The organism is Quadrisphaera granulorum (assembly GCF_003149145.1).
GTDB lineage: Bacteria > Actinomycetota > Actinomycetes > Actinomycetales > Quadrisphaeraceae > Quadrisphaera > Quadrisphaera granulorum.
This window is the reverse complement of the sequence record NZ_QGDQ01000009.1, coordinates 35,744-58,155: the sequence shown is the minus strand read 5'-3', so window position 1 is coordinate 58,155 and position 22,412 is coordinate 35,744. Positions and strand designations below refer to the sequence as shown.

At 73.1% G+C, this 22,412-nt stretch carries 17 protein-coding genes; 6 read left to right on the top strand and 11 right to left on the bottom strand.

The features are described 5' to 3' along the window. Positions 1 to 156: 156 nt before the first annotated feature. From rpmA to BXY45_RS08860, 4 genes are all read right to left on the bottom strand, one after another. Positions 157 to 420 (bottom strand): 50S ribosomal protein L27, encoded by a 264-nt coding sequence (gene rpmA / locus BXY45_RS08875; protein WP_109773974.1) that lies wholly within the window; start codon positions 418 to 420, stop codon positions 157 to 159. A gap of 28 nt (positions 421 to 448) precedes the next feature. After that, entirely contained in the window at positions 449 to 754 is a 306-nt protein-coding gene (gene rplU / locus BXY45_RS08870) for a 50S ribosomal protein L21 (RefSeq protein WP_109773973.1), read from the bottom strand. A 221-nt stretch (positions 755 to 975) separates the two neighbouring features. Next, positions 976 to 4,236: an Rne/Rng family ribonuclease gene (locus tag BXY45_RS23785; protein ID WP_218566908.1), complete on the bottom strand. Its 3,261-nt coding sequence runs from the start codon at positions 4,234 to 4,236 to the stop codon at positions 976 to 978. 388 nt (positions 4,237 to 4,624) lie between these two features. Beyond that, positions 4,625 to 5,215: an NYN domain-containing protein gene (locus BXY45_RS08860; RefSeq protein WP_245961711.1), complete on the bottom strand. Its 591-nt coding sequence runs from the start codon at positions 5,213 to 5,215 to the stop codon at positions 4,625 to 4,627. A gap of 183 nt (positions 5,216 to 5,398) precedes the next feature. Here BXY45_RS08860 and BXY45_RS08855 point away from each other — a divergent pair, with 183 nt between their 5' ends. From BXY45_RS08855 to BXY45_RS23780, 3 genes are all read left to right on the top strand, one after another. Further along, complete coding sequence (locus BXY45_RS08855) at positions 5,399 to 6,445, top strand: hypothetical protein (protein WP_109773971.1); 1,047 nt, start codon at positions 5,399 to 5,401, stop codon at positions 6,443 to 6,445. Positions 6,446 to 6,602: 157 nt separating this feature from the next. Beyond that, entirely contained in the window at positions 6,603 to 7,511 is a 909-nt protein-coding gene (locus tag BXY45_RS08850; RefSeq protein WP_170131398.1) for a DUF4397 domain-containing protein, read from the top strand. Between the two features lie 133 nt (positions 7,512 to 7,644). Beyond that, positions 7,645 to 8,418, top strand: coding sequence for a class F sortase (locus BXY45_RS23780; RefSeq protein WP_211319382.1), 774 nt, complete (start codon positions 7,645 to 7,647; stop codon positions 8,416 to 8,418). A 20-nt stretch (positions 8,419 to 8,438) separates the two neighbouring features. On the opposite strand, the gene ndk is transcribed toward BXY45_RS23780, so the two are convergent. Beyond that, complete coding sequence (gene ndk / locus BXY45_RS08840; protein ID WP_109773969.1) at positions 8,439 to 8,885, bottom strand: nucleoside-diphosphate kinase; 447 nt, start codon at positions 8,883 to 8,885, stop codon at positions 8,439 to 8,441. A gap of 100 nt (positions 8,886 to 8,985) precedes the next feature. Between ndk and BXY45_RS08835 the strand changes: the two genes are divergently transcribed. Then, positions 8,986 to 9,654 (top strand): biliverdin-producing heme oxygenase, encoded by a 669-nt coding sequence (locus BXY45_RS08835; protein WP_211319381.1) that lies wholly within the window; start codon positions 8,986 to 8,988, stop codon positions 9,652 to 9,654. Between the two features lie 10 nt (positions 9,655 to 9,664). Here BXY45_RS08835 and BXY45_RS08830 read toward each other — a convergent pair whose 3' ends face one another. Both BXY45_RS08830 and BXY45_RS08825 read right to left on the bottom strand, forming a co-directional pair. After that, positions 9,665 to 10,144 (bottom strand): DUF4233 domain-containing protein, encoded by a 480-nt coding sequence (locus tag BXY45_RS08830; protein ID WP_109773967.1) that lies wholly within the window; start codon positions 10,142 to 10,144, stop codon positions 9,665 to 9,667. A 130-nt stretch (positions 10,145 to 10,274) separates the two neighbouring features. After that, on the bottom strand, positions 10,275 to 10,667 hold the full coding sequence (locus BXY45_RS08825; protein WP_109773966.1) for a methyltransferase family protein: 393 nt from the start codon (positions 10,665 to 10,667) through the stop codon (positions 10,275 to 10,277). 695 nt (positions 10,668 to 11,362) lie between these two features. Between BXY45_RS08825 and BXY45_RS08820 the strand changes: the two genes are divergently transcribed. Next, entirely contained in the window at positions 11,363 to 12,529 is a 1,167-nt protein-coding gene (locus tag BXY45_RS08820) for a hypothetical protein (protein ID WP_109773965.1), read from the top strand. 369 nt (positions 12,530 to 12,898) lie between these two features. Here BXY45_RS08820 and BXY45_RS08815 read toward each other — a convergent pair whose 3' ends face one another. From BXY45_RS08815 to BXY45_RS08800, 4 genes are all read right to left on the bottom strand, one after another. Next, complete coding sequence (locus tag BXY45_RS08815) at positions 12,899 to 13,501, bottom strand: anthrone oxygenase family protein (protein ID WP_211319380.1); 603 nt, start codon at positions 13,499 to 13,501, stop codon at positions 12,899 to 12,901. A gap of 157 nt (positions 13,502 to 13,658) precedes the next feature. Continuing rightward, on the bottom strand, positions 13,659 to 15,077 hold the full coding sequence (locus BXY45_RS08810) for a bifunctional folylpolyglutamate synthase/dihydrofolate synthase (protein ID WP_109773964.1): 1,419 nt from the start codon (positions 15,075 to 15,077) through the stop codon (positions 13,659 to 13,661). Then, on the bottom strand, positions 15,074 to 18,400 hold the full coding sequence (gene ileS / locus BXY45_RS08805; RefSeq protein WP_211319379.1) for an isoleucine--tRNA ligase: 3,327 nt from the start codon (positions 18,398 to 18,400) through the stop codon (positions 15,074 to 15,076). Before ileS ends, BXY45_RS08810 begins: the two co-directional genes overlap by 4 nt. Positions 18,401 to 18,772: 372 nt before the next feature. Further along, entirely contained in the window at positions 18,773 to 21,400 is a 2,628-nt protein-coding gene (locus tag BXY45_RS08800; RefSeq protein ID WP_109773963.1) for an AMP-binding protein, read from the bottom strand. A gap of 83 nt (positions 21,401 to 21,483) precedes the next feature. Here BXY45_RS08800 and BXY45_RS08795 point away from each other — a divergent pair, with 83 nt between their 5' ends. Further along, positions 21,484 to 22,368, top strand: a complete 885-nt coding sequence (locus BXY45_RS08795) for a sugar phosphate isomerase/epimerase family protein (RefSeq protein WP_109773962.1) — start codon at positions 21,484 to 21,486, stop codon at positions 22,366 to 22,368. The last annotated feature ends 44 nt before the right edge of the window (positions 22,369 to 22,412 follow it).

Genomic DNA, 22,412 nt, shown 5'->3' with positions numbered 1-22,412 from the left:
CGGGTCTTCTCCTCTAGTCAGACCGGCCGCGCTGATCGCACGGCCGTGCGGTGCGCACCGACGTCCGGTACGCACGAAGGGGCGGCCGGTGGTCCGGCCGCCCCCTCGGTGGTCCGCCGCGTCAGGCGCGGCGTCCCGGTGAAGCTGTTGCTGTGCTCAGGCCTCGACGGCTACGGGCACGACGGCGACGACGCGGCGACCGCCGCGCGTGCCGAACTGCACCGCACCGGCAGCCGTGGCGAACAGCGTGTCGTCACCACCGCGGCCGACGTTGTCGCCCGGGTGGAAGTGGGTGCCGCGCTGGCGGACGATGATCTCGCCAGCGCCGACGACCTGGCCACCGAAGCGCTTCACGCCGAGGCGCTGGGCGTTCGAGTCGCGACCGTTGCGGCTGGAGCTGGCGCCCTTTTTGTGTGCCATCTCAGTGCTCTCCCCTAGATCGTCGGCGTCAGCCGATGGCCGTGACGCGCAGGCGGGTCAGGTCCTGGCGGTGGCCCTGGCGCTTCTTGTAGCCGGTCTTGTTCTTGTACTTCTGGATGATGATCTTCGGGCCGCGCTCGTCGCGCAGCACCTCAGCGGTGACGGTGGCCTTCGCCAGCGCATCAGCAGCGCTGGTGACGGTCTCGCCGTCGACCAGGAGCAGCGGCGTCAGCGAGACGGACGTGCCAGCCCCACCCTTGACCCGGTCGACGACGAGGATGTCGCCGACGGCGACCTTCTCCTGGCGGCCGCCCGCACGGACGATGGCGTACACGTGTCGCTCACTCTCTGCTGGAACTGCTGGACTGGCTGTGCTGGGTACTGCTGGCACTTGCTGCTCTCCGGCGCACCGCCATCACCGGCGGCGACCGGTGGTGGGCTGCTGTGGAGCTCCCGGCGGGCGCGCGCCGTAGGCGCGCACAGGCGCACCGGGGGCGCACCGACTAGCCAGGATACTGACCCCGGCCTGCGAGCGTCAAAGCGGCTGGCACGGGCTTAGCTGTGGTCTCCCCCACCGTGCTCGGAGCCGCCATGCGGTGACTCCTCGAACGGCTCTCCGGAGAAGCCGGGCTGCTCGTCGAAGGACACCGGGGCAGGCTGGTCGGCCTCCTGGTCAAGCTGCCCGCTCGAGCGCAGCGGCGGCAGGTCCAGCTCGACGACGGCGGCCTCCGCCACCGCGACCTCCACGCTGTCGACGGGCGCATCGTCACCGGCTGTGGCGCCGGCAGTTTCCGCGGCGTCGGTGTCGGTGTCGGTGTGGACGGGTTCGAGGCCACCCAGCGCCGCCAGCAGCGCTGCCGCCTCCGGGGAGGGGGCAGGCGGTGCTGGGTGGGCGGGCTTCAGGGATGCGAGGGCGATGCCGTTCATGGCCTCGCGCACCGCGTCACGGGCGGCCTCCTCGCGGCTGCGAGCCGCGCCGTCGCCACCCTCAGCGCGATCGGTCGGCTCGACGCGCTCAGCGGGCTTGGTGCGCTCAGCGGGTGCGGTGCGGCTCTTGCTCTCACGCGCTGGGCGCTCGGGGCGCTCGGGCCGCTCCGACGTGTCGGGGCGCTCGGGCTTCTCAGACCTGTCGGACCTGTCGGCCCGCTCAGGCCTGTCGGCGGTGCGCGGCTCGCCGCGCAGTCGCGGCGGAGCCGGCAGGGGTAGCACGCCCGCCGGGTTTCCCCCGCCAGAAGAACCGGAGGTCCCCGCGTAGCCAGAGGGCCCAGAGTGGCTGGAAGGGCCGGAGTGCGACGAGCTGCCCCCCAGATCGTCCTGGACAACCACACCTCGGCCCGCGCAGTGCTCGCACGGCTCGCTGAAGGTCTCCAGCAGCCCCTGACCCACGCGCTTGCGGGTCATCTGGACCAGGCCGAGCGAGGTGACCTCGGCCACCTGGTGCTTGGACCTGTCGCGGCCGAGGCACTCGACGAGGCGGCGCAGCACAAGGTCGCGGTTGGACTCGAGCACCATGTCGATGAAGTCGACGACGACGATGCCGCCGATGTCGCGCAGCCGCAGCTGGCGCACGATCTCCTCGGCCGCCTCGAGGTTGTTCCGCGTCACGGTCTCCTCGAGGTTGCCCCCGGAGCCGGTGAAGCGGCCGGTGTTGACGTCGACGACCGTCATCGCCTCGGTCCTGTCGATGACGAGGGAACCGCCCGAGGGCAGCCACACCTTGCGCTCGAGGGCCTTGGCGATCTGCTCGTCGATGCGATAGCGGGCGAAGGCTCCGCCGGCGGGCGCGCCCTCGGCGTCGTCGTCCCAGCGGGTGACCCGCTCGGCGAGGTCGGGGGCGACGGAGTCGACGTAGGGCTTGATCGAGCTCCACGCCTCCTCGCCCTCGACGACGAGGTGGGCGAAGTCCTCGTTGAAGACGTCGCGGACCACCTTGATGACGAGGTCCGGCTCGCCGTGCAGCAACGTCGGGGGGCTGACCTGCTTGGCACGCGCGGAGATCTCCGCCCACTGGGCGGTGAGGCGCTCGACGTCGCGACGCAGCTCCTCCTCGCTGGCACCCTCGGCGGCGGTGCGCACGATGACGCCGGCGTCCTCGGGGACCACGTCCTTGAGGATCGACTTCAGCCGCGACCGTTCCGTGTCGGGCAGCTTGCGGGAGATGCCCGTCATGCTTCCGCCGGGCACGTAGACGAGGTAGCGGCCGGGCAGGGAGATCTGGCTGGTCAGACGGGCGCCCTTGTGACCGATCGGGTCCTTCGTGACCTGCACGAGCACCGGGTCGCCCGACTTCAGCGCCGACTCGATCTTCTTGGCCTGACCGGACAGGCCCGCGGCGTCCCAGTCGACCTCGCCGGCGTAGAGCACGGCGTTGCGGCCGCGGCCGATGTCGACGAAGGCCGCCTCCATGCTCGGCAGCACGTTCTGCACGCGGCCGAGGTGCACGTTGCCGATCATCGAGGTCTGCTGCTTGCGCGCGGAGTAGTGCTCGACGAGCACGCCGTCCTCCAGGACGGCGACCTGCGAACGGCCACCACGCGAGCGCACGACCATCGTCCGCTCGACGCTCTCGCGCCGGGCGAGGAACTCCGCCTCGGACAGCACCCGGGGACGACGACCGCCGTCACGGCCGTCGCGTCGCCGCTGCCGCTTGGCTTCCAGGCGGGTCGAGCCCTTGACGGCGGTGACGTCGCTGCTCTCGGTGCTCTCGCTGCGGTTCCGCCTCGACCGCGAGCGGCGGGACGTCGTGGACGTGGCCTCGGCCTCTGTCTCGGCGGGCTCGTCCTCGGTCTCACCGGCGCCGCGACGCCGCCGACGACGGCGCCGACGGGTCGAGGAGGACGACGCGTCGCCGTCGTCCTCGGTCTCCTCGCCGTCGCCATCGGCGTCGGTGTCGTCCGCGTCGTCGTCGGTGTCCTCCACGGCGACCGCCGCGCCCACGGTTCCCGTGGTGGTGCCCTCGGGCTCCTCGGCGTGGTCGGCGCTGGCGATGTCCGCGCCATCCGTCACTCGGCCGGTCGCACCCTCGGGTGTGTCCTCGGACGTGTCATCCGTGGCGTCGTCGCCGTCCTCGCCGGTGCGACGGCGACGACCGCGGCCGCCACGACGCCGACGGCCGCGACGTGGACGGGCGGTGCCGTCCTCGGACTCCTCGGAGTCATCACCCGCGTCGTCGGTTGAGTCGTCGGCCGAGTCGTCAGCTGCATCGACGTCGGGCTCGTCGGTGGCCTCGGAGTCTTCGGGGAGATCGAAGTAGAGGTCAGCGGCGTCGAGCGCGGCCAGGACGTCGAGGACATCGGCCGGGTCGGAGGTGTCCGTGTCCGCAGCGTCCACGACGTCGATGAGGTCGTCCGCGTCGAAGGGGTCGCTCACCTCGGCCGGCGCACTGTCCTGGGGGACCTCCACCGGGGGGCCGGCGGGGCGGGTGGCTGCGCGCCGGCGGGGGCGGCGCCCCGTCTGCGGGGCGGCCTGAGGAGCGGGCTCGGAGGCCGGCTGCTCGGAGGCCGGCTGCTCGGAGGCCGGCTGCTCCGCGGAGGCTGCGGGCGCGGGTGCCGGGGTGGCAGCGGGGGGCGCCACCGGAGCCGGGGCGGTCACCGCGGTCTGGAACACCGGCAGCGCGCTGCCGGTGGCCTGGCGCTCGACCGGCCCCGCCTCGGACGCCGAGCTGGCGTCGTCGTGCTCACCGGCGCCGGGGGCGCCGGACTCGAAGTGCAGTGCGGGGGGCCCGGCGGGACGCGACGCGGCGCGGTGGTGGCCCCGCCGGCGCCGCGGGCCCGGCGCTGTCGTCCCGTCGTCGTCGACGTCGTTGCTGGTGCTCACGGGAGCTCCGTCCACCCCGGGGACCGGCCACACCACCGGAGCCGCTCGGGTGCTCGGCCACCGCCCTCGAGCGGTGGGAAGTCTGGTGGCCGGGTAGGAGCGCCGCTGGGTTCGTGGCCCCGGCGCGGTCCTCCCCGGCGTCGGCGACGGCCCGGAGAGCACCGGGGGACCGGTGCCCCTGCAACCGCCCGTGAGGCGCGCCCCTGCGCCTGCGAGCCACCGGTGAGGGGCTGCGGCGCGGAGTCGGGCCACCACCACGAGCGGCGAGGACGTCGTCGGGACGGGCGTCAGGTGTGGAGTGCCGCTCGTCCACGGCCAGTTTCGCACAGGCCGTCCAGCCCCCTCGCCCCGGCTGGTCCCACCGAGCGTCGCCCGGGTGGACGACGCGTCAGAGGTAGCGCTCGGGGTCGAAGTCGGCCAGCGGGATGACGCGGACCCGGGGCAGCACTTCGGTGAAGGCGTTGACGTGGTCCTCCAGGTCGAAGACCTGCAGGCCACGGGTCACGAGATCGTTGAAGGTGGAGCTGACGAACTCGCGGAACCCGAGCAGGCCGACGCGGCGGCCCTCGCTCTCCAGCACCTGCCGCAGGTGGGCGGTGAAATCTCCGTCGTGGCTGGCCAGCAGCACGTCACCGGGGCGGTCGGCGATGGCGTCCAGCGTGCGTTGGATACCGAGGTCGACCACCTTCTCGCCCGGGCCGCCGGCCAGCGGGATCGGGCGGTAGTCCATGGCCAGCAGCGCCTGGACAAAGCTCATGGGCATCGAGCCCGAGGTGGCGTTGAGGAAGAACAGGGCGCGCACGGGCTGGCCCCAGGCCTGCTCGGCGAAGTCTCTGACGCGGTCCCACCGTGGGCGTTCCCCCGGGGAAGGACGGCGCCCGAGCACGCTCATGCCGAGCGTCGCGTCGATGTTCTCGCCGTCGACCAGCAGGTACGTCACCCGCTGCGGGGCACCGGGGGAATCACTGACGCCGACCACCTCCGCAGCCTAGCCACCAGCAGGGCGCCCCCGGTGCCCCGCCGACCACGACGGGTGGCCACGCTGTGCGACCGGTCGTCCGCGGAGAGACCATGGAGGTTCCACCCACTCCCGTCTCGGAGGCCCGCGATGATCGCTCCCCGGGCTGCCCGAACCGGTGCGCCAACCGATCAGCAGACCCGGGTGACGGAGCACGCGCGACACCGCGCCGCAGGCGGAGCCGGTCGGCGCGGGCGCGCCCTGCTCCCGACGCTCGCGCTGCTCGCGGCGGCCATCGTGGTCACGGCGGTGGTCGTGGAGCGGCCGCCGTCGAGCGGGCTGGACTCGGCCACCGCCGGCGCGCCACGCGGTTCCGCGGGGACGACGACGGCGACGGTGCCGTCGTCAGAGTCCTCGACGACCTCGGTGACCTCGTCCCCGCCGGCCGGAGCGCCGGCCTCGTCTCTCAGCGGCGCTTCCGCCACCGCGCAGGGGGCAGCTCAGGCGGCGGCGCTGTGGCTCGCCGCGCAGCCGCCGCAGGCCGGGCGCGTCGCCGTCGACCCAGCCCTCTACGACGACGTCGCCAGCTCCGCCCAGCTGGCCTCCCGCCTGGTGCCGGCCCCGACCTCCAGCACGGACAGGGACGTCGCGGTGCGCTGGGTGGTCGCGGGGTCAGCCCTGCGAGCTGAGGCCGAGCCTGGCTCGTGGTTGGCGCAGGCGCTTGCCACGTCGAGCGAGGTGGCCGTCTTCGGCAGCGGAGAGGACCGCGTGGAGGTCCGAGAACTGCCAGGAGGGAGCGCCCCGAGCCGGCCGGTGGTGCCTCTGGCGGCCGACGGCACGACGTCCCCCGCCGTCACCTCGGCTCCCCCGCCACCGACGGCCACCCCCGCGGACCCCGCGGCCGTCGAGCAGCTCCTGCGCAATCCTCGCCTCGACTTCTCACCGCAAGCCCGCGACGCGCTGCGCAGCCGGCCGATCGACCTGCGTCTGGCGGCCCTGCTGGTCCAGCTCGCTGCCGTCCAACCGCTGTCCGTGTCCGACCTGCCGCCGACGTTCGGCGCCTCCGAGCCGGTGCGGGCGGTGCTCGTCGACGGCCTGGCGGGGCGGGCCGTGGGAGCCGACCCCGATGCTCTCGCGTCGCTGGAACGGCAGCTCAGCGCGCAGGACAGTCCCTACCGCGCCAGCGCCAAGCAGCAGCAGGACGGCCCGACGACGCTGCTCCGGCTCGAGCTGCCTCCCGTCGGGACGTGATGGCGCGATAACAGGGCTGCGGGGGTGTGCCGGGTACGCGTCCGACGGGTGGCGGGCCTTCAGCGACCCGTGGATGATGACGCGCGACCGAACGCAGCGGTGAGCGACGACACCGCAACAGACGGTGCCCGCCGTTCGGCCGGAAGGGTGGGGACCCGTGCACGCTGCACACCGTGCGACGAGGAGGACTGCGCTCGTCGGCTTGCTGCTGGCGACGCTGGCCCTGGGTCCGGCATCCGGGGCGGCGGCCTCCGGACGCGCGGCTGGCGGGGCGGCCTCCGGCAACGACGCCTACATCCGGGTCGCGCACCTCGTCCCGGGCTTCGGCGGCGTCACCATGACGGCCACGCTCACGAGCTTCGACGGGTCGACCCGGCAGCTGACGCTGGCCCCGGAGGCGACGTACGGCGCCATCACTCCCTACGAGCCGCTCCCGGCGGGGTCCTACGCCGTCGCGGTACGACCGGTGGGCGCCTCGCCGAGCACGGCCCCGGTGCTCACGCAGACCCTCACCGCCCAGCCGGGCGCCGCCTACACGATCGCGGGCCTCGGCGACAGCACGGCGCCGCGACTGTCGGCCCTCGACGACGACCTGACCTCCCCCGGCCCCGGCACCGCCAGGGTGCGGGTGCTGCCGGCGGCCGAGCCCGGTCAGACCACCGATGTCACGGCCAGCGGGCGCGCCGTGGCGACGGGCGCGGCGTTCTCCGAGCCCACCGGCTACGTCGACGTCCCCGCCGGTGAGGTGACCTTCCAGGCCAGCACGGGACAGCGCCGTGGGCAGGAGACGACGACGCTGGCCGGGGGAAGCGTCTACACCGTGCTCGTCCTGGCCGACGGCTCCACCGGCATCACGCTCAAGCCCGTGACGGACGCCACCGGCTCCGGTGTGGTCCCCCGTGGCGGCGCCGCGACCGGCGGGGGTTACCTCGCCGAGCACGCCGCCGACGGGTCCTGGGCAGGCCCTGCGGCTTCCGCGGCGGCGGGGACGGCGCTGGCGGGCGGCGCCCTCGCCGTCGCGCTGGCGCTGGGCCGCCGTCGTCGCGGGGCTCACGCCGACCGATGACGGCGCTCCGGTGACGGCGGCCGGGTCACCGCGGGAACCGTCGGAGCCGTCGGAGCCGTCGGAGCTCTCGGAGCCGTCGAGCAGGGGCCGCGAGCGTCGGCGCGGTCGGCACGCGTCCTCGCGTCGTCCCGCGGTGCTCCCGCCCCTCGACGGCGAACGCCGCAGCACCTCGCCGGCAAGCCGCGCGGCAGCGGCGGTGGTGTGCGTAGGCCTGCTGGCGGTCGCCGGGTCGGCGGGGGCGGCGGTGCTGTCCGGCCCGCCGCCCGAGCTGACGGAGACCGCGGTGGTGGCGGGGGCATCAGCGGCGACCAGTGCTGGTGCCGCTGCTGAGGGTGGGAGCACGACCGCCCCCCAAGACTCCACGGGCAGCGCCGACGGCGCTGGCAGTGTCGATGGTGCTGACGGCGCGGTGCCGGCGCCGTCCGCCGTCCCCCTCGCCGCGGGTGTCACGGTGCCCGCGCCGACGGCGGTGCGGGTGCCCTCCCTCGGCATCACCTCGGACCTCGTCCGCCTCGGCACCACGGCTGACGGGGCCCTCGAGGTGCCCGCCGACGCGGCGCAGGCGGGGTGGTTCGCGCAGGGTGTGGCGCCCGGCGCGCAGGGTCCCGCGGTGATCGCCGGTCACGTCGACTCCCGCCGCGGGCCCGGGATCTTCGCCGACCTCGGCAGCATCGCCCGGGGGGCCGAGGTCGAGGTCGACCGCGCTGACGGCTCCACCGTCCGGTTCGTGGTGACGGGCGTGGAGCAGGTCGCCAAGGACGCCTTCCCCACGCAGGCCGTCTACGGCCCGGTGGCCGGGCCGGAGCTCCGCCTCATCACGTGCGGCGGTGCCTTCGACGAGGGCACCGGTCACTACGTGGACAACGTGGTCGTCTACGCGCGGCTGGCGCAGACGACCACGTCGTAGTCCAGCCGCTCAGCAGCACCTCACAGGGACGGGAACCAGATCCCGATCTCGTGCGCCGCCGACTCGGGAGAATCCGAGCCGTGCACGAGGTTCTGCTGCACCTTCAGGCCCCAGTCGCGGCCCAGGTCGCCGCGGATGGTGCCGGGGGCGGCGGTGGTCGGGTCGGTGGTGCCGGCCAGGGAGCGGAAACCCTCGATGCAGCGCTCGCCCTCGATGACCACGGCCACGAGCGGCCCGGAGGCCATGAACTCCAGCAGCGGCGGGTAGAAGGGCTTGCCCTCGTGCTCGGCGTAGTGCGCCGCCAGCTCGGCCTCGGTGGCCTCGCACTGCTGCAGCGCGACGATCCGGTACCCCTTCGCCTCGATGCGGGCGAGGATCGTGCCGGTAAGGCCGCGGCGGACGCCGTCCGGCTTGACGAGGACGAGGCTGCGCTCGGTGGTCGACGCGGTGGTCGGCTCAGTGCTCACGGCCCGGACCCTAGCGGCGCGCCGGGACCGGGCCGACCCTGCCGCACCCTCGCGGGTGACCCGCGACGGCCCGCGGTCGCCGCCGGGAGAGCATGGGGACGTGGACGACGACGCGGGCCGCAACACCGACGACGGCTTCGCCGCCCGGCTGCGCCGGGAGACGGCCGAAGCTCACGGTGCGGCGGAGCGCTCACCCTTCATGGAGGAGCTGCTCTCCGGCGCGCTGGCGCCGCAGGCGCTGACCACCTTCCTCGCCCAGGTGCACCAGCTGTACGCCGTGCTGGAGCCCGCCGTCGATGCGCTGCGCCACGACGTCGTCGTCGCGCCCTTCGCCGACGACCGCCTGCGGCGGCTGCCGGCGGTCTCGGCTGACCTGCGCGCCCACGCCGGGGAGGACTGGCACGAGCACCTCGTGCCGCTGCCGGCCACCGAGCGGTACGCCCAGCGGCTGCAGGAGGTGGCGGTGTGGCCGGCGGGGCTGGTGACCCACCACTACCTGCGCTACCTCGGTGACCTGTCCGGCGGGCAGGTGGTGCGACGGCTGCTGGCGCGGGCGTACGGCTGGCCGGAGGCCGAGCTGCGCTCGTGGGACTTCCCCGAGGTGCCCTCGCCCAAGCGGTACCGCGACCACTACCGGTCGCTGCTGGACGCGGCGCCCTGGGACGACGCCGAGCGCGACCGCGTGGTCGAGGAGGCTCGCCGGGGCTACCGGCTCAACGAGGAGCTGTTCACCGAGCTCAGCGCGCTGCTTCCGCAGTGGCGCCGCTAGTGCGACTGCATCAGCGCTGCTGCTCTGCGAGCTGAGCGGCCCAGCGTCGCCGGTCGGTGTCGATGCGCCTGCCGATGGACACCAGCCACCACCACAGTGCGGCGAACCCGATCGCGACGACGAGCGTGGCGATACCCGCCTCGAACACGAGCACCGCGAGCACCACGCCGACCGCCACCAGGAGCACCTGGACGGCGTTCCCGATCACCACGCCGCGCGGGCTCCGCGCGGTACCGGTGGCGAGGACGCAGACGACGACGAGCGCCAGGCCGATGCCCCACACCCAGCCGAGTCCCACGCCCAGCGGTGGCAGGAACGCGGCGGCCACCATGGTGCCGAAGAGGACGGCGAAGGCCTCCAGCAGCAGCGTGGTCGACGCGAGGCGGGCCGTCATGGTGGGCGGCGGCACCGTGAGGTCGCCCTGCTGCCCGTGCTCCTGGCCTGTCCTCTGGCCCTCGGGCGCGCTCGGCTGCTGCGGGCTGTCAGACACGCCTCCAGCCTACGTCGCCCCTCCCCCGCCCCGACGATCAAGGAAATCGTGCACAGCCGCCCTCGACCTCGTTCTCGCCGCTCACCGGGTCCACGCCGTGGAGCGTCCCTTGAAGGGTCGACGTCGTCGATCAGATCCACCGCCGCACGTGCTCCCGGTAGGCGTCGTACTGGGCACCGAAGCGGACCGCGAGGTAGGCCTCCTCGCGGTGGACCACGAGCCGGCCGACGAGGGCGAGGACGCCCGGGAGCAGCACGACGGGCCACAGGGATCCCAGCACGAAGGACACACCCAGGTAGATCACGGCGAGGCCGGTGTACATGGGGTTCCTCGAGCGGGCGAACGGTCCTGTGGTGAGCAGGGTCGTCACCGCGTGGTGAGGAACGATGGTCGTCCGGTGGCGCACGACGCTGCTGACGGCCCACGCCGCCACGGTCACGCCGGCAGCGATCAAGACCAGCCCGAGTGCCGTGGCCGTCGCACGGCCGGGCACGCTCCAGGGCAGCCACCGGTCCAGCGCCATGCCGCCCGCGATCCCGGCCGCCTAGTACACGGGTGGAGGGATGGGTGGCACTGACGCGCCGACGTGCCCGCGCTCGCCCGTCCCGTCACGGGGCTGATGGCCAGCTGAGCCATCACGTCGATGTCCAGAGCGCTCACCAGAGCTCATCGATCTACCTCCCCGTGCACCAGGCCTTCCTCATGGGCCGCTGGGCGTGCGCGAGTGGACGCCAGGCCACAGCGAGCACCTCCACGGCGTCGCAGCGCTCGAGCCCGGCGCACGGCCAGCGCACAGACCCTCTCCCGCCCTCATGTGCGCAGCCGTCCCGCCCGATCCGATGCACGCAGCTGGGCGTGCAGGGGCACTCGATGCGTGCTCGTCACCACGGCTCTCCCGGAGTGCGGTGCCTCGTCGATCCTCGCCGTCGGGCCGCCCCGTGCCACGGGGCCCAGCCCCCACGTCCCCGGGAAATGCACCGGGATGTGCCCCAACAGCGTGCCCGAGCGGAACACGGTCGCGGCCCATGACGGTGGCGGTCATGAGTTCCTCAGCCCTGCCGGTCGGCGTTCGCCTGTCGACACGACGTCGCGGTCGACATCCGACGGCGTGAACCGCTCCGGGGTCGTGTGGTCATCGCGTGCGGCTCGACAGGCACACGGGTGGCATCGTGCGCAGAGGTGACCGCTCAGCCAAGGACCCGAGGCAGGCTGATTCACATGGGTGGCCTACGACTGCTGATCCACTCCTTCGCGGACATGACCACCGAGCGAGCCCGGCGGGTGGGCCTCGCCTACGACGCCCACCCCCAGCTGCGCCCCCACAAGGTCGGCGGCGACCCAGCACGCATCAAGGTCGAACAGAGCATGGAAGCGGTCATCGCCAAGACCGGGCTGCCCATCGACTGGCTGACTGTACGAGGCGACGTCGACGACGACACCTACGAGTCCGGACAGATTTCCCTGTACCCCGGACGCGGCGGGGCCATCGGAACGGAAGACGCGCAGAAAGAGATGAACTACCTGCTCGTCGGCAACCACATCGAACACCGCTGGAACGCCACCACCATGAGCCAGTCCTGCGCGCTGCAGGAGGCAGTCGGACTGCTGATCGACCTGGCGCAGGCGATGGACGCCAGCTACGGATACCTGGACGCAGACCCCTCCCCGGTCAGCCGCGAGAACCCGAGCCCCACGCCGACCTCGGGGCTGCAAGGAGTGTTCTGGCTGAACTACTACGGCCGAGCCATCGTCGAGGCCAAGCCCGCGCTGCGATCCCTGCCCTTCGCGCAAGCCGCCGGCGAGCACGCGCTGCTGGTTCAGACCGCTACCAGCCCCTGGGAGTCACCGGACTCGCACCCTTCGGCAGACGTCACGACGGTCCGGACGCTCTTCGGTGAGGCCGCCTTCAGGTTCCGCCAGAGCAACCGCGCGCTACCAGGAGTGGAGCAGCACCTCGCGGCGAGTCCGGGCCCGATGGAGATGCCGTGGGTGGCGTGGGAGCGCGACAAGGACTTGGCCCGTCGGGGACGTCGCTACCGCGCCGCGCGGCGCCGGCTGGAGCAGGCGACGGCTCTCGCCGGTACTCGGCAGCTCGGTGCGTCGGCGGTGGAGTGGTCCACGTCCTTGGACACCTCGGACTGGGAAGCGTTCACCAAGCACCTCAGCCGCCGACTGCGCGGAGACTTCACGTCCCCGCTGGGCAAGGCCGCTGTCGCCGTCGCTCAGCTTGCACCGTTGGACGAGGAGGACTCGGTGCTGCTGGACACCGTGCACGGGACGGTGCGCTTCGGTTGGTCCACCTCCGATCTCGACGTCGTCGACGTCACCGTGCACGGATCACCCCCTGTGGTTGAGGTGTGCGGTGCGTGGTTCGAGCCGTCGTAGCCGTCAGGCAGAGGGGCGCTTCAACGCATGCGTCATCGGGAACGCAGGCGCTAGGGGGCGAGCGGCACGCTCCCGCACGAGGAGCGCGATCCCTGCCGGTGACCACCGAGGCGCCCCGCGCCGTGCCGGTCGGCGGTCGGGACCTGACCCCGTCTCGTGGACACGCTGAACCCAGGCCGGGCCTGGAGGAAGCGAGACTCAGCACGTGGCACGCAAGACCTCCTCCGAGGAGTTCCGCACGGCCGCCGTGGAGCTGTACCGAGCCAGCTCTGCTCGAGCAACCTCACATCGGCCGTCCTCGGGCAGGGTGCTCGACCGCCCACGGGCGGTTCCCGGTCCGGACTGCCGCTGCGTGGTGGGCCGTGAGCCTCAGAGGTTCTGGACGAACCAGACGACGAAGGCCGCGACGCCGAGGAGTGCCAGCGCCAGCACGATCCGCACGGCAGGAGGGTCCTTCGGTGCCTCCTGCGCAGGCCAGGGAAGTGTCAGAGCACGCAGCGGAGCGACGAAGGCGGCGGTCGCGCCCGCAACGCGGACCCAGTCCAGCAGGACCCAGCGATGAGCCATCGCGATCGACTCGGCGTCAGAGATCGAGTCCTTCGGCGAGTGGACGCCGTGGTAGTAGAGCGCAGCGTTCATCGGCCAGAAGGCGACCACCGTCAGGACGAGCAGCAGCAGGATGCCGATCGACGGGAGGCAGAGGAGCCACCGGTAGCGCCACGGGGTGCGCCAGCCGGAGACGAGAGCACCGAAGCCCGCCACCAGCATCGCCGCCGACAATGGGATGAAGAACACGCCGGTGTCGACAAGCCAGTCTTCCCCGTAGGGCATCATCGCCAGCGACGCTGGCGGGTCTGCACTCCACGCGCTGGCGAGGACGACCAGGTCGAAGAGCTTGGCGCCGAGGAGCGGTCCGCCCGCGAGCACAGCGAGCCACAGGAACGCCCGCGTGACCTTCTGCCTGCTGCCCATGCAACCCCGTCCCCGCTGGTAGCTCCGCGCCGGGAACGTAGCACCGGAATGATCACCGGGGAGAGGAGCTTCAGCGACCTTGCAAGCGCAGGGTGACGCGACCGCGCTCGTCGAGCCTCGTCTCGACGTGCAGCAGCTCCGGTGGCCGTCGGCCCCGTCAGTGGGGCGCCGGAGCGCGCAGCAGCGTCCGGGCGTCGCCGACCAGCGTGATGGAGCCGGTGACCAGCACGCCGGCGCCCAGGCCGCCGGGCGCCTCGGACTCTGCCCTGTCCACTGCCACCTGCAGCGCCTCGTCGAGGCGCTCGGCCACGTGGACGCGCTCGCCGAGGTCACCGCCGAAGATGTCCAGGGCGATGTCGGCGAGGTCGTCGACCTCCATGGCGCGCGGCGAGCTGGACCGGGTGACGACCACCTCGTCGAGTACGGGCTCGAGCACCTCGAGCACGCCGAGCGCGTCCTTGCCGTCGAGGATGGCCACCACACCCACCAGGCGGGTGTACTCGAAGGAGTCCTCCAGGGCCGCCACCAGCGACTGCGCGCCGCCGGTGTTGTGGGCGGCGTCGACGAGCACCACCGGCGAGCGGCGCACCACCTCCAGACGCCCCGGCGTGGTGACGTCGGCGTAGGCGGCACGCACGACGTCGGGTTCAAGGCCGTCCCCGCCGAGGAAGGCCTCCACGGCCGCCAGGGCGACCGCGGCGTTATGGCCCTGGTGCTCCCCGAACGCCGTGAGCAGCACGTCGGAGTAGACCGTGCCACCGATGCCCCGCAGCTCGAGTACCTGCCCACCGACGGCCACCACGCGCGAGGTGACCCCGAACTCCAGGCCCTCGCGGGCCACGGTGGCGCCCACCTCGACCGCGCGACGCAACAGCACCTGCGCCGCCTCGACGGGCTGCTGGGCGAGCACCACAGCGCAGCCCTCGGTGAAGATGCCCGCCTTGGTCTCGGCGATCTCATCGACGGTGTCGCCGAGCAGCTCGGTGTGGTCCAGGGAGATCGGGGTGACGACGGCGACGGTCGCGTCGGCGGCATTGGTCGCGTCCCACTCCCCGCCCACCCCCACCTCGACGACGGCGACGTCGACGGGCGCGTCGGCGAACGCCGCGAACGCCAGCACGGCGAGCACCTCGAAGTACGTCAGCGGCACCTCCCCCGCCTGGCGCAGGCGGCCGTCGACGATGGCGAGGTAGGGCGCGACGTCCTCGTGGACCGCCACGAACGCCTCGTCGGAGATCGGCTCGCCGTCGATGCTGATGCGCTCGGTGACGCTGCTCAGGTGCGGGCTGGTGAACCGTCCCGTGCGCAGGTTCATCTCGCGCAGCAGCCGCTCGGCGAACCGCGACGTCGACGTCTTGCCGTTGGTGCCCGTCAGGTGGATGACCGGGTAGGCGCGCTGCGGGTCTCCCAGCAGCTCCAGCACGTCGCGGATGGGCTGCAGCCGGGGCTGGACAGCGCTCTCGGGCGTGCGGGCGAGCAGCTCGGCGTAGACGGCGCGCAGCCGCTCGGCCGCGGCCCGCCGCTCCTCCGCCTCGTGAGCGGCGCGCTCCGGCGATGCTCCGTCGACGCGGCTCATCGGGCGGTCCCGACGGTCGAGCCTTCGGCTGATGGCGCCTTCGTGACCTCGACGAGCACGTCGTCAGCACCGGGCCGCACCTCGACGCTCGTGGCGAGCACCTCGGCGCCGATGCGGTCGGCGTGGGCGCGGGCCCATGCCTCCCGCTCGTCCGGCACGTCGAGCACCAGGGCGATCCGGTCGGAGACGTGCAGGCCCGCGGTCTTGCGGGCGTCCTGGACAAGCCTGACGACGTCGTTGGCCCAGCCTTCGGCGGCGAGCCCCTCATCGACGGTGGTCTCGAGGGCGACGAAGCCGCCGCCCGGCAGGGTCGCCGTGACGCGCTCGGCCCCCGCGTCGGCGTTCCCGACGACGGTGCTCAGCTCGTACTCGCCGGGGAGCAACTCGATGCCGCCTGCGACCACGAACTCGCTGCCGTCGGGCGCGGTCCGCACCTCGAAGGAACCGCTGCGGGAAGCCTGGATGGCCTGCTGCACCTGCTTGCCGATGCGCGGACCGGCGGCGCGGGCGTTGACGGTGAGCTTCTGGGTGACGCCGAAGTTCTCGGCGGCGGAGTCCTCCGCGTCGAGCAGCACCACGTCCTTGACGTTGACCTCGTCGGCGACGAGCCCCACCAGCTCCCTGAGGGCCCCCTCGGACCCGCCTCCGGGGACGGCGATCGTGAGGCGCGGCAGCGGCTGCCGCACGCGCAGGCCACCGGCCTTGCGCAGGCCCAGGGCCGCCGAGCACGCGGCGCGGACGGCGTCCATGGCCTCGACGAGGTCGGGGTCCGCAGGCAGGTCCTCGGGTGAGGGGTAGTCGGCCAGGTGCACGCTGCGCCCGCCCGTCAGGCCGCGCCAGATCTCCTCCGCGGTGAGCGGCAGCAACGGCGCCACCACGCGCGTGAGCACCTCCAGCACCGTGTGGAGGGTGTCGACGGCGTCGACGGCGTCCGGGCCGTTGCCCCAGAACCGCTCCCGCGAGCGCCGCACGTACCAGTTGGTGAGCAAGTCGAGGAAGACGCGGACGCTCTCGCAGGCCCCGGCGACGTCGAGGGCGTCGAGCTGGCCACGCACGTCCGAGACGAGGTCGCGCAGGCTGGCGAGGACGTACCGGTCGAGCTCGTGGGGCGAGTCGGTGCGCCAGCGGCCGACGAGCCCCGCTGACGGAGCGACGCCCTCGCCGTCGTCGTCCTGATCACCCTGGGGACGCAGCGCGCCGGCGTAGAGGGCGAGGAAGTACCAGGTGCTCCACAGGGGCAGGAGCACCTGGCGCACGCCGTCGCGGATGCCGGCCTCGGTGGTGACGAGGTTGCCGCCGCGCAGGATGGGGCTGGACATGAGGAACCAGCGCATGGCGTCGGCGCCGTCGCGCGCGAACACCTCGGAGACGTCCGGGTAGTTGCGCAGGCTCTTGGACATCTTGCGGCCGTCGTCGCCGAGCACGATGCCGTGCACGAGCGCGGTGCGGAACGCGGGCCTGTCGAACAGCGCGGTGGCCAGCACGTGCAGCGTGTAGAACCAGCCGCGGGTCTGGCCGACATACTCGACGATGAAGTCACCCGGGTAGTGGTGCTCGAACCACTCGGCGTTCTCGAACGGGTAGTGGACCTGCGCGAACGGCATCGAGCCGGACTCGAACCAGCAGTCGAGCACCTCGGGGACGCGCCGCATGGTGCTTTTGCCCGTGGGGTCGTCGGGGTTCGGGCGGGTCAGCTCGTCGACGAAGGGCCGGTGGAGGTCGGTGACCTTCACGCCGAAGTCGCGTTCGAGCTCGGCGAGGGAGCCGTAGACGTCGACCCGCGGGTAGGTCGGGTCGTCGCTGGTCCACACCGGGATCGGGCTGCCCCAGAACCGGTTGCGGCTGATCGACCAGTCGCGGGCGCCCTCGAGCCACTTGCCGAAGGACCCGTCCTTGACGTGGCCGGGCACCCAGTCGATCTGCTGGTTGAGCTCGACCATGCGGTCACGGATGGCCGTGACCTTGACGAACCAGCTGCTCACCGCCCGGTAGATGAGGGCGTTGCCGCAGCGCCAGCAGTGCGGGTATGGGTGGTCGTAGGTCTCCTGGCGGACCAGCACGGTGCCCTCGGTGACAGGGGTCGGCTCGGTCGCGTCGCCGCGCGTGGCGGCCTTGAGGTCCTTGATGATCACCGCGTTGGCGTCGAAGACGTGCTGGCCCTCGTAGTCGCTCACGCGGGCGTCGAACGTTCCCTGCCCGTCCACGGGCACGACGGCCTCGATGCCGGCGGCGTCGGTGACGAGCTTGTCGTCCTCACCGAAGGCCGGGGCGATGTGGACGACGCCGGTGCCGTCGTCGGTGGTGACGTAGTCGGCCAGGAGCACCTGGTGGGCGTTCTCGCGGCCGGTGAAGTACGCGAACGGCGGCGTGTACGTGGTGCCGAGCAGCTCACGGCCGAGCTTGGTTGCGAGCACGGTCGGCGCCGCGTCACCGCCGCCCAGCTCGCGGGCGTACGCGCCGACCCGCGCCGCGGCCAGCACGAGGCGCTGCCCGGCGAAGGCGCCCTCGGACGGCTCCACCAGGGCGTACTCGACGTCCGGGCCGACGGCCATGGCGAGGTTGGAAGGAAGCGTCCACGGCGTCGTCGTCCAGATGAGGGCCTTCGCGCCGGCCCAGTCGCCGCTGGTCAGCGTCATGCCCACGGTGACGGCCGGGTCCTGCCGCTGGCGGTAGACGTCGTCCATGCGGGTCTCGGTGTTGGACAGCGGCGTCTCGCAGCGCCAGCAGTACGCGAGCACGCGGAAGCCCTCGTAGACGAGGCCCTTGTCCCACAGGGTCTTGAAGGCCCACATCACCGACTCCATGTAGTCGGTGTCGAGGGTCTTGTAGTCGTGGTCGAAGTCGACCCAGCGGGCCTGGCGGGTGACGTAGTCGCGCCACTCGTCGGTGTACTTCAGCACCGAGGTGCGGCAGGCGTCGTTGAACGCCGCGACGCCCAGCTCCTCGATCTGGCTCTTGTGCGTGATGCCCAGCTGCCGCTCGGCCTCGACCTCGGCGGGCAGGCCGTGGCAGTCCCACCCGAAGCGCCGCTCGACGCGCTTGCCGAGCATGGTCTGGTACCGCGGCACGACGTCTTTGACGTACCCGGTGAGCAGGTGGCCGTAGTGGGGCAGTCCGTTGGCGAAGGGCGGGCCGTCGTAGAAGACGTACTCGTTGCTCCCCTTCTCACCGGCCTCACGCGCACCGACGGACGCCTCGAAGGTGTCGTCGGACTTCCAGTGCGCCAGCACTGCAGCCTCGAGGTCGGGGAAGCTCGGGGAGGCCGGTACGCCGCGCTCGGCGCCCAGCGCCGAGGCCAGGGGGTAGCTCTTGCGCTCGCTCACGTCACACCATCCGTCATCTGGCTGTCAGCTCGATGTCAGGTCGGTGCGAGGACGACGCCCGCCGTACTGGCCAGGCCCCGCGGTACCACCCCGCTTGCCGCCACCACCGTCCTCGAACCCGCCGAGGACGACGACGACGACCGCTCGTCGTGCAGCGCTGACGGGCTGCTCCCGTCCGGTTCTACTGGGGGCCGCTCACCGTGCGGCGCGGGCCCTGTTCTTCCGGAGGCTCACCGGTGATGGCCGGGTCGATGCCTGTGCCGCAGATCCTACGCCGGGGTCGCGTCGACCTTCACCCCTCACCCTCGGGCACGATCAAGGAAGTCGTGCACGCCCCCATGCACAGCTTCCTTGATCGTCGAGGAGTGGTGGTCAGGCGGCGCCGGCGGGGCGCTGGACGGCGTCGGCTCCGAGCCGGTCCAGCGCGTCGAGCTCGGCCCTGACCAGCCGCGCCAGCGGGCCGACGTGCGGCTCCTGGAGCACGCCGGTGTGGTCTCCGCCCGTCCGGTGCAGCGACCACGTGCCCGTCAGGTGCTGGGCCCACCGGGAGCGAGCATCGGCGTCGGGGTCGTCAGCGGCCACCAGCACGAGCGCCCGACCGGCCCACGGCTGCGAGCGGTACCGGCGCTGGAGCAGCTTGCCCTGCAGGTGGAACCTGTCGTAGTGGCCCAGGCCGCGGCTCTGCACCACGCCGGTGAGCAGGATCGACGCGAGGATCTTGGCGCGCTGCGGCAGCGGGCCCTCCAGCGCCGGGGGCGCGACGTCCGGGTCGGGCGGGAACGAGTCGATGATCATCAGCGACTCCACCTCCTCGCCGGCCTCGCGCAGCTGCTGCGCCATGTCGAGCGCCACCAGCGCTCCCAGCGAGTGCCCCGCCAGGCGGTAGGGCCCCTCGGGCTGCGCCCGCCGCAGCTGCTCCAGGTGGTGGCGGGCGCGGCTCCGCACCGACCACTCCGGGCGTCCGCCGCCCTCCAGGCCCCGGGCCTGCAGGGCGATGACGGGCTGGTCGCACCCGAGGCGCTCGGCCAGGCGCCGGAACGCGAGGGCCACGCCGCCGGCGCCGGCCACGACGAACAGCGGGCGGTGAGTGCCGGTGGCGTTGAACGTGACGACGGCGGCGTCGCGCCCGGGCCGGCGGCGCCGCCGCAGCGCCTCGGCGAGCTCGGCGACGGTCGGGTTCTCCGCGATGAGACGTGTGGTGAGCACGCCGGACGGCACGTCGAGGGAGGCGGCCATCGCCGCCATGAGCGCCTCGGCGGCCAGGGAGTCGCCGCCCAGCTCGAAGAAGTCGTCGTGGGCGCCGACGCCGTCGAGGTCGAGGGCGCGCGCCACGAACGAGGCCACCACCCGCTCCCAGTCGGTGCGGGGCGGCGCGGCTCCCACCTGCACGGCGGGCGGAGGCGGGAGGGCTGACCTGTCGAGCTTGCCGCGCTCGGTGCGCGGCAGCGCGTCGAGCAGCACCACCTGCTCGGGCACCATGAACGACGGCAGCACGGCGCGCACCGAGCGCCGCAGCTCCGGAATCTGCAGTGCAGCGCTCTCGGGCACCACGTACGCGACGAGCCGGGCGCGGCCCGTTCCAGCGCTGTCGCCGTCGTCGCCCTCATCAACGGAAGGCACGACCCCGACCACCACGGCTTCGCGCACCTCGGGCAGCGCGTGGAGCACGGCGTCGACCTCGCCGGGCTCCACGAGGTGCCCGCGGATCTTCACGCTGTGGTCGACGCGGCCGAGGAGGCGCACCACGCCGTCGTCGTCGATGGTGGCGGTGTCGCTGGTGAGGTAGGAGCGGGAGCCGTCGGCGTGGTCGGTGAAGACGGCGGCGGTCGCCTCGGGGGCGTTCCAGTAGCCGTCCGAAAGCCATCGCGAGGTCACCTCGAGGCGGCCGGTGCCGGAGTCGTGGCGTGTGCCGTGCTCGTCGACCACGTGCAGCGACACACCGTCTACCGGTCGCCCGACCGGCACGGCGCCGGCGGGTCCGCTGTCAGCAGGGGCAATGACGTGCTCAGCGATGAGCCAGGTCTCGGTGGAGCCGTACCGGTTGTGGACGGCGCACCCCGGGCCCAGCGCCGCACGCAGACGCTGCATCTCCGCGGCGTGGATGGTCTCCCCCGCCGTCGTCACCGCCTTGAGGTGACCGAGCTGCTCCCCGGGGGCGAGCGCGGCGACGGCGCCACGCAGGATGGCCGGGCTCGCGGCGAGCACGGTGGCACCGGTCTGCAGCAGCCAGCCGGGCAGCTCCGAGACGGGCCGGGTGCGCGGGTCGAACAGCACCTGCCCCGAGCCGGTGGCCAGGCCCGCCAGCAGCAGGCCGATGCCCGCGCTGAACGCCATCGGCAGGAGGTTCGCGATCACCGCGCCCGGGCCGTAGCAGCCGCGGCCGTTGGTGGTGGCGTCGTGAAGGACGGACTCCGAGTGCGCCGACACCCCCTTGGGGCGTCCCGTGGACCCTGAGGTGAACACGATGACGACGGGCGCGCGGCTGTCGAGCTGCTCCTCGCTGCAGGGCCACGCGAGGGCGGAGGCGGTGGGGTCGCCGTCCTCCCCGAGCGCCACCAACGACCTGTCGGCCCTCACCACGCGGGCGCACAGCTCCGCGCCGTCAGCGGCGCGCACGGCGTCGGTGACCACCGTGGTGGCTCCTGCCAGCTCGACGTAGTGGCGCAGCCGGGCCACCGGGGTGGTCGAGTCGAGGACGACGACGGGGGCGCCCGTGCCGATCACCGCCAGTACCGCCACGGCCACGGTCGCGCCCTGCCCGAGGAGCACCGCCACCGGCTCGCCCGCCGGCGCCACTGCCGCGATCCGTGCCGAGAGGGCGGCTGCGCGCCGCTCGAGCTCGGCGTAGTCGAGCCGGAGCGAGCCGTCGTCGACGGCGAGCGCACCCGGCTGGGCGGCGGCAACGGCGCGGACGCGCGTCACGACGTGCTGGTGCACCTCATGGGCCGTCAAGGCGACGAACGCCCCCCGGCCCTGCTCACGGTCCCCCGACCAGCCCATCTGAGCCCCCCTCGATCAACGGCCAACCCTACGGTCAGAAGCGGAAGCCGCCAGGTCACGTCGACCGCTCGGAGTACCCGCCCATGATCCAGCCGAACCCTCCGACCCCCCTCAGCGCGCCGCCGCTGCACCTGTCGGCGCTCACGCTCAAGACGACGGCGTTCGCCCAGCGGGTGCGCGCTGCAGCCTCCGCGGGATATGCCGGCATCGGCCTGGGCGCGGCCGACTACCTCAGCGCCCGCCGCAGCGGTATCGCCGAGGACGACATCCGCGGTTACCTCACCCGCACGGGGCTGGAGGTGGTGGAGCTGGAGTTCCTGCGCGACTGGTGGACCGACGCCGACGTGCGCGGCACACGCCTGGAGGAGGACATCCTCTTGCACCTGGCCGACCTCACGGGCGCGCAGCAGATCAACGTGGGGCTGTTCGACGTCGTCCCCGACGACGTCGTGCGCCGCGGCTTCGAGCGGCTCTGCACGCGGGCCGCCCGGCACGGGCTGCGGATCGGGGTGGAGTTCATGCCGTACGCGGAGCTGCGCACCCTGGCCGCCGCTCGCGCGCTCGTGGAGGACGTCGGCGCCCCGAACTCCGGGCTCATCCTCGACGCCTGGCACTGGCACCGCTCCGGCGGTTCGCTGGAGGAGGTTGCAGCCGCCGCGGAGGACGGGCTCGTCGTGTCCGTGCAGCTGTGCGACGCCCTACCGGAACGGATGCCCGACCTGCGAGAGGAAGGTCGCCACTACCGGCAGCTGCCCGGCGCGGGGGCGGTAGACCTGCTCGCCTGGCTGGACGCACTGGCCCCCGCGCTGGACGGCTCCGCATCGCGGCCACCGGCGACGGTGGCCACGGAGGTGCTCTCCGATGCCGTGGTGGCCGGTGGCGCCGGAGAGGCGTGCCGCCTCACCTACGACGCGGGCCGGCGGGTGCTGGAGGCCTTCGCCGCCCGCCGCGCCACCCCCCATCCGTGACACCCCGCCCCTGATCATGGACTTCCCGAACACTTTCAGCCGGA

What these genes read in the sequence shown, in the direction of transcription:
- rpmA (WP_109773974.1), bottom strand. Translation starts at nt 420, where the DNA reads ATGGCACACAAAAAGGGCGCCAGCTCCAGCCGCAACGGTCGCGACTCG.
- BXY45_RS08825 (WP_109773966.1), bottom strand. Translation starts at nt 10,667, where the DNA reads ATGGCGCTGGACCGGTGGCTGCCCTGGAGCGTGCCCGGCCGTGCGACG.
- BXY45_RS08820 (WP_109773965.1), top strand. Translation starts at nt 11,363, where the DNA reads ATGGGTGGCCTACGACTGCTGATCCACTCCTTCGCGGACATGACCACC.
- BXY45_RS08815 (WP_211319380.1), bottom strand. Translation starts at nt 13,501, where the DNA reads ATGGGCAGCAGGCAGAAGGTCACGCGGGCGTTCCTGTGGCTCGCTGTG.
- BXY45_RS08810 (WP_109773964.1), bottom strand. Translation starts at nt 15,077, where the DNA reads ATGAGCCGCGTCGACGGAGCATCGCCGGAGCGCGCCGCTCACGAGGCG.
- BXY45_RS08800 (WP_109773963.1), bottom strand. Translation starts at nt 21,400, where the DNA reads ATGGGCTGGTCGGGGGACCGTGAGCAGGGCCGGGGGGCGTTCGTCGCC.
- BXY45_RS08795 (WP_109773962.1), top strand. Translation starts at nt 21,484, where the DNA reads ATGATCCAGCCGAACCCTCCGACCCCCCTCAGCGCGCCGCCGCTGCAC.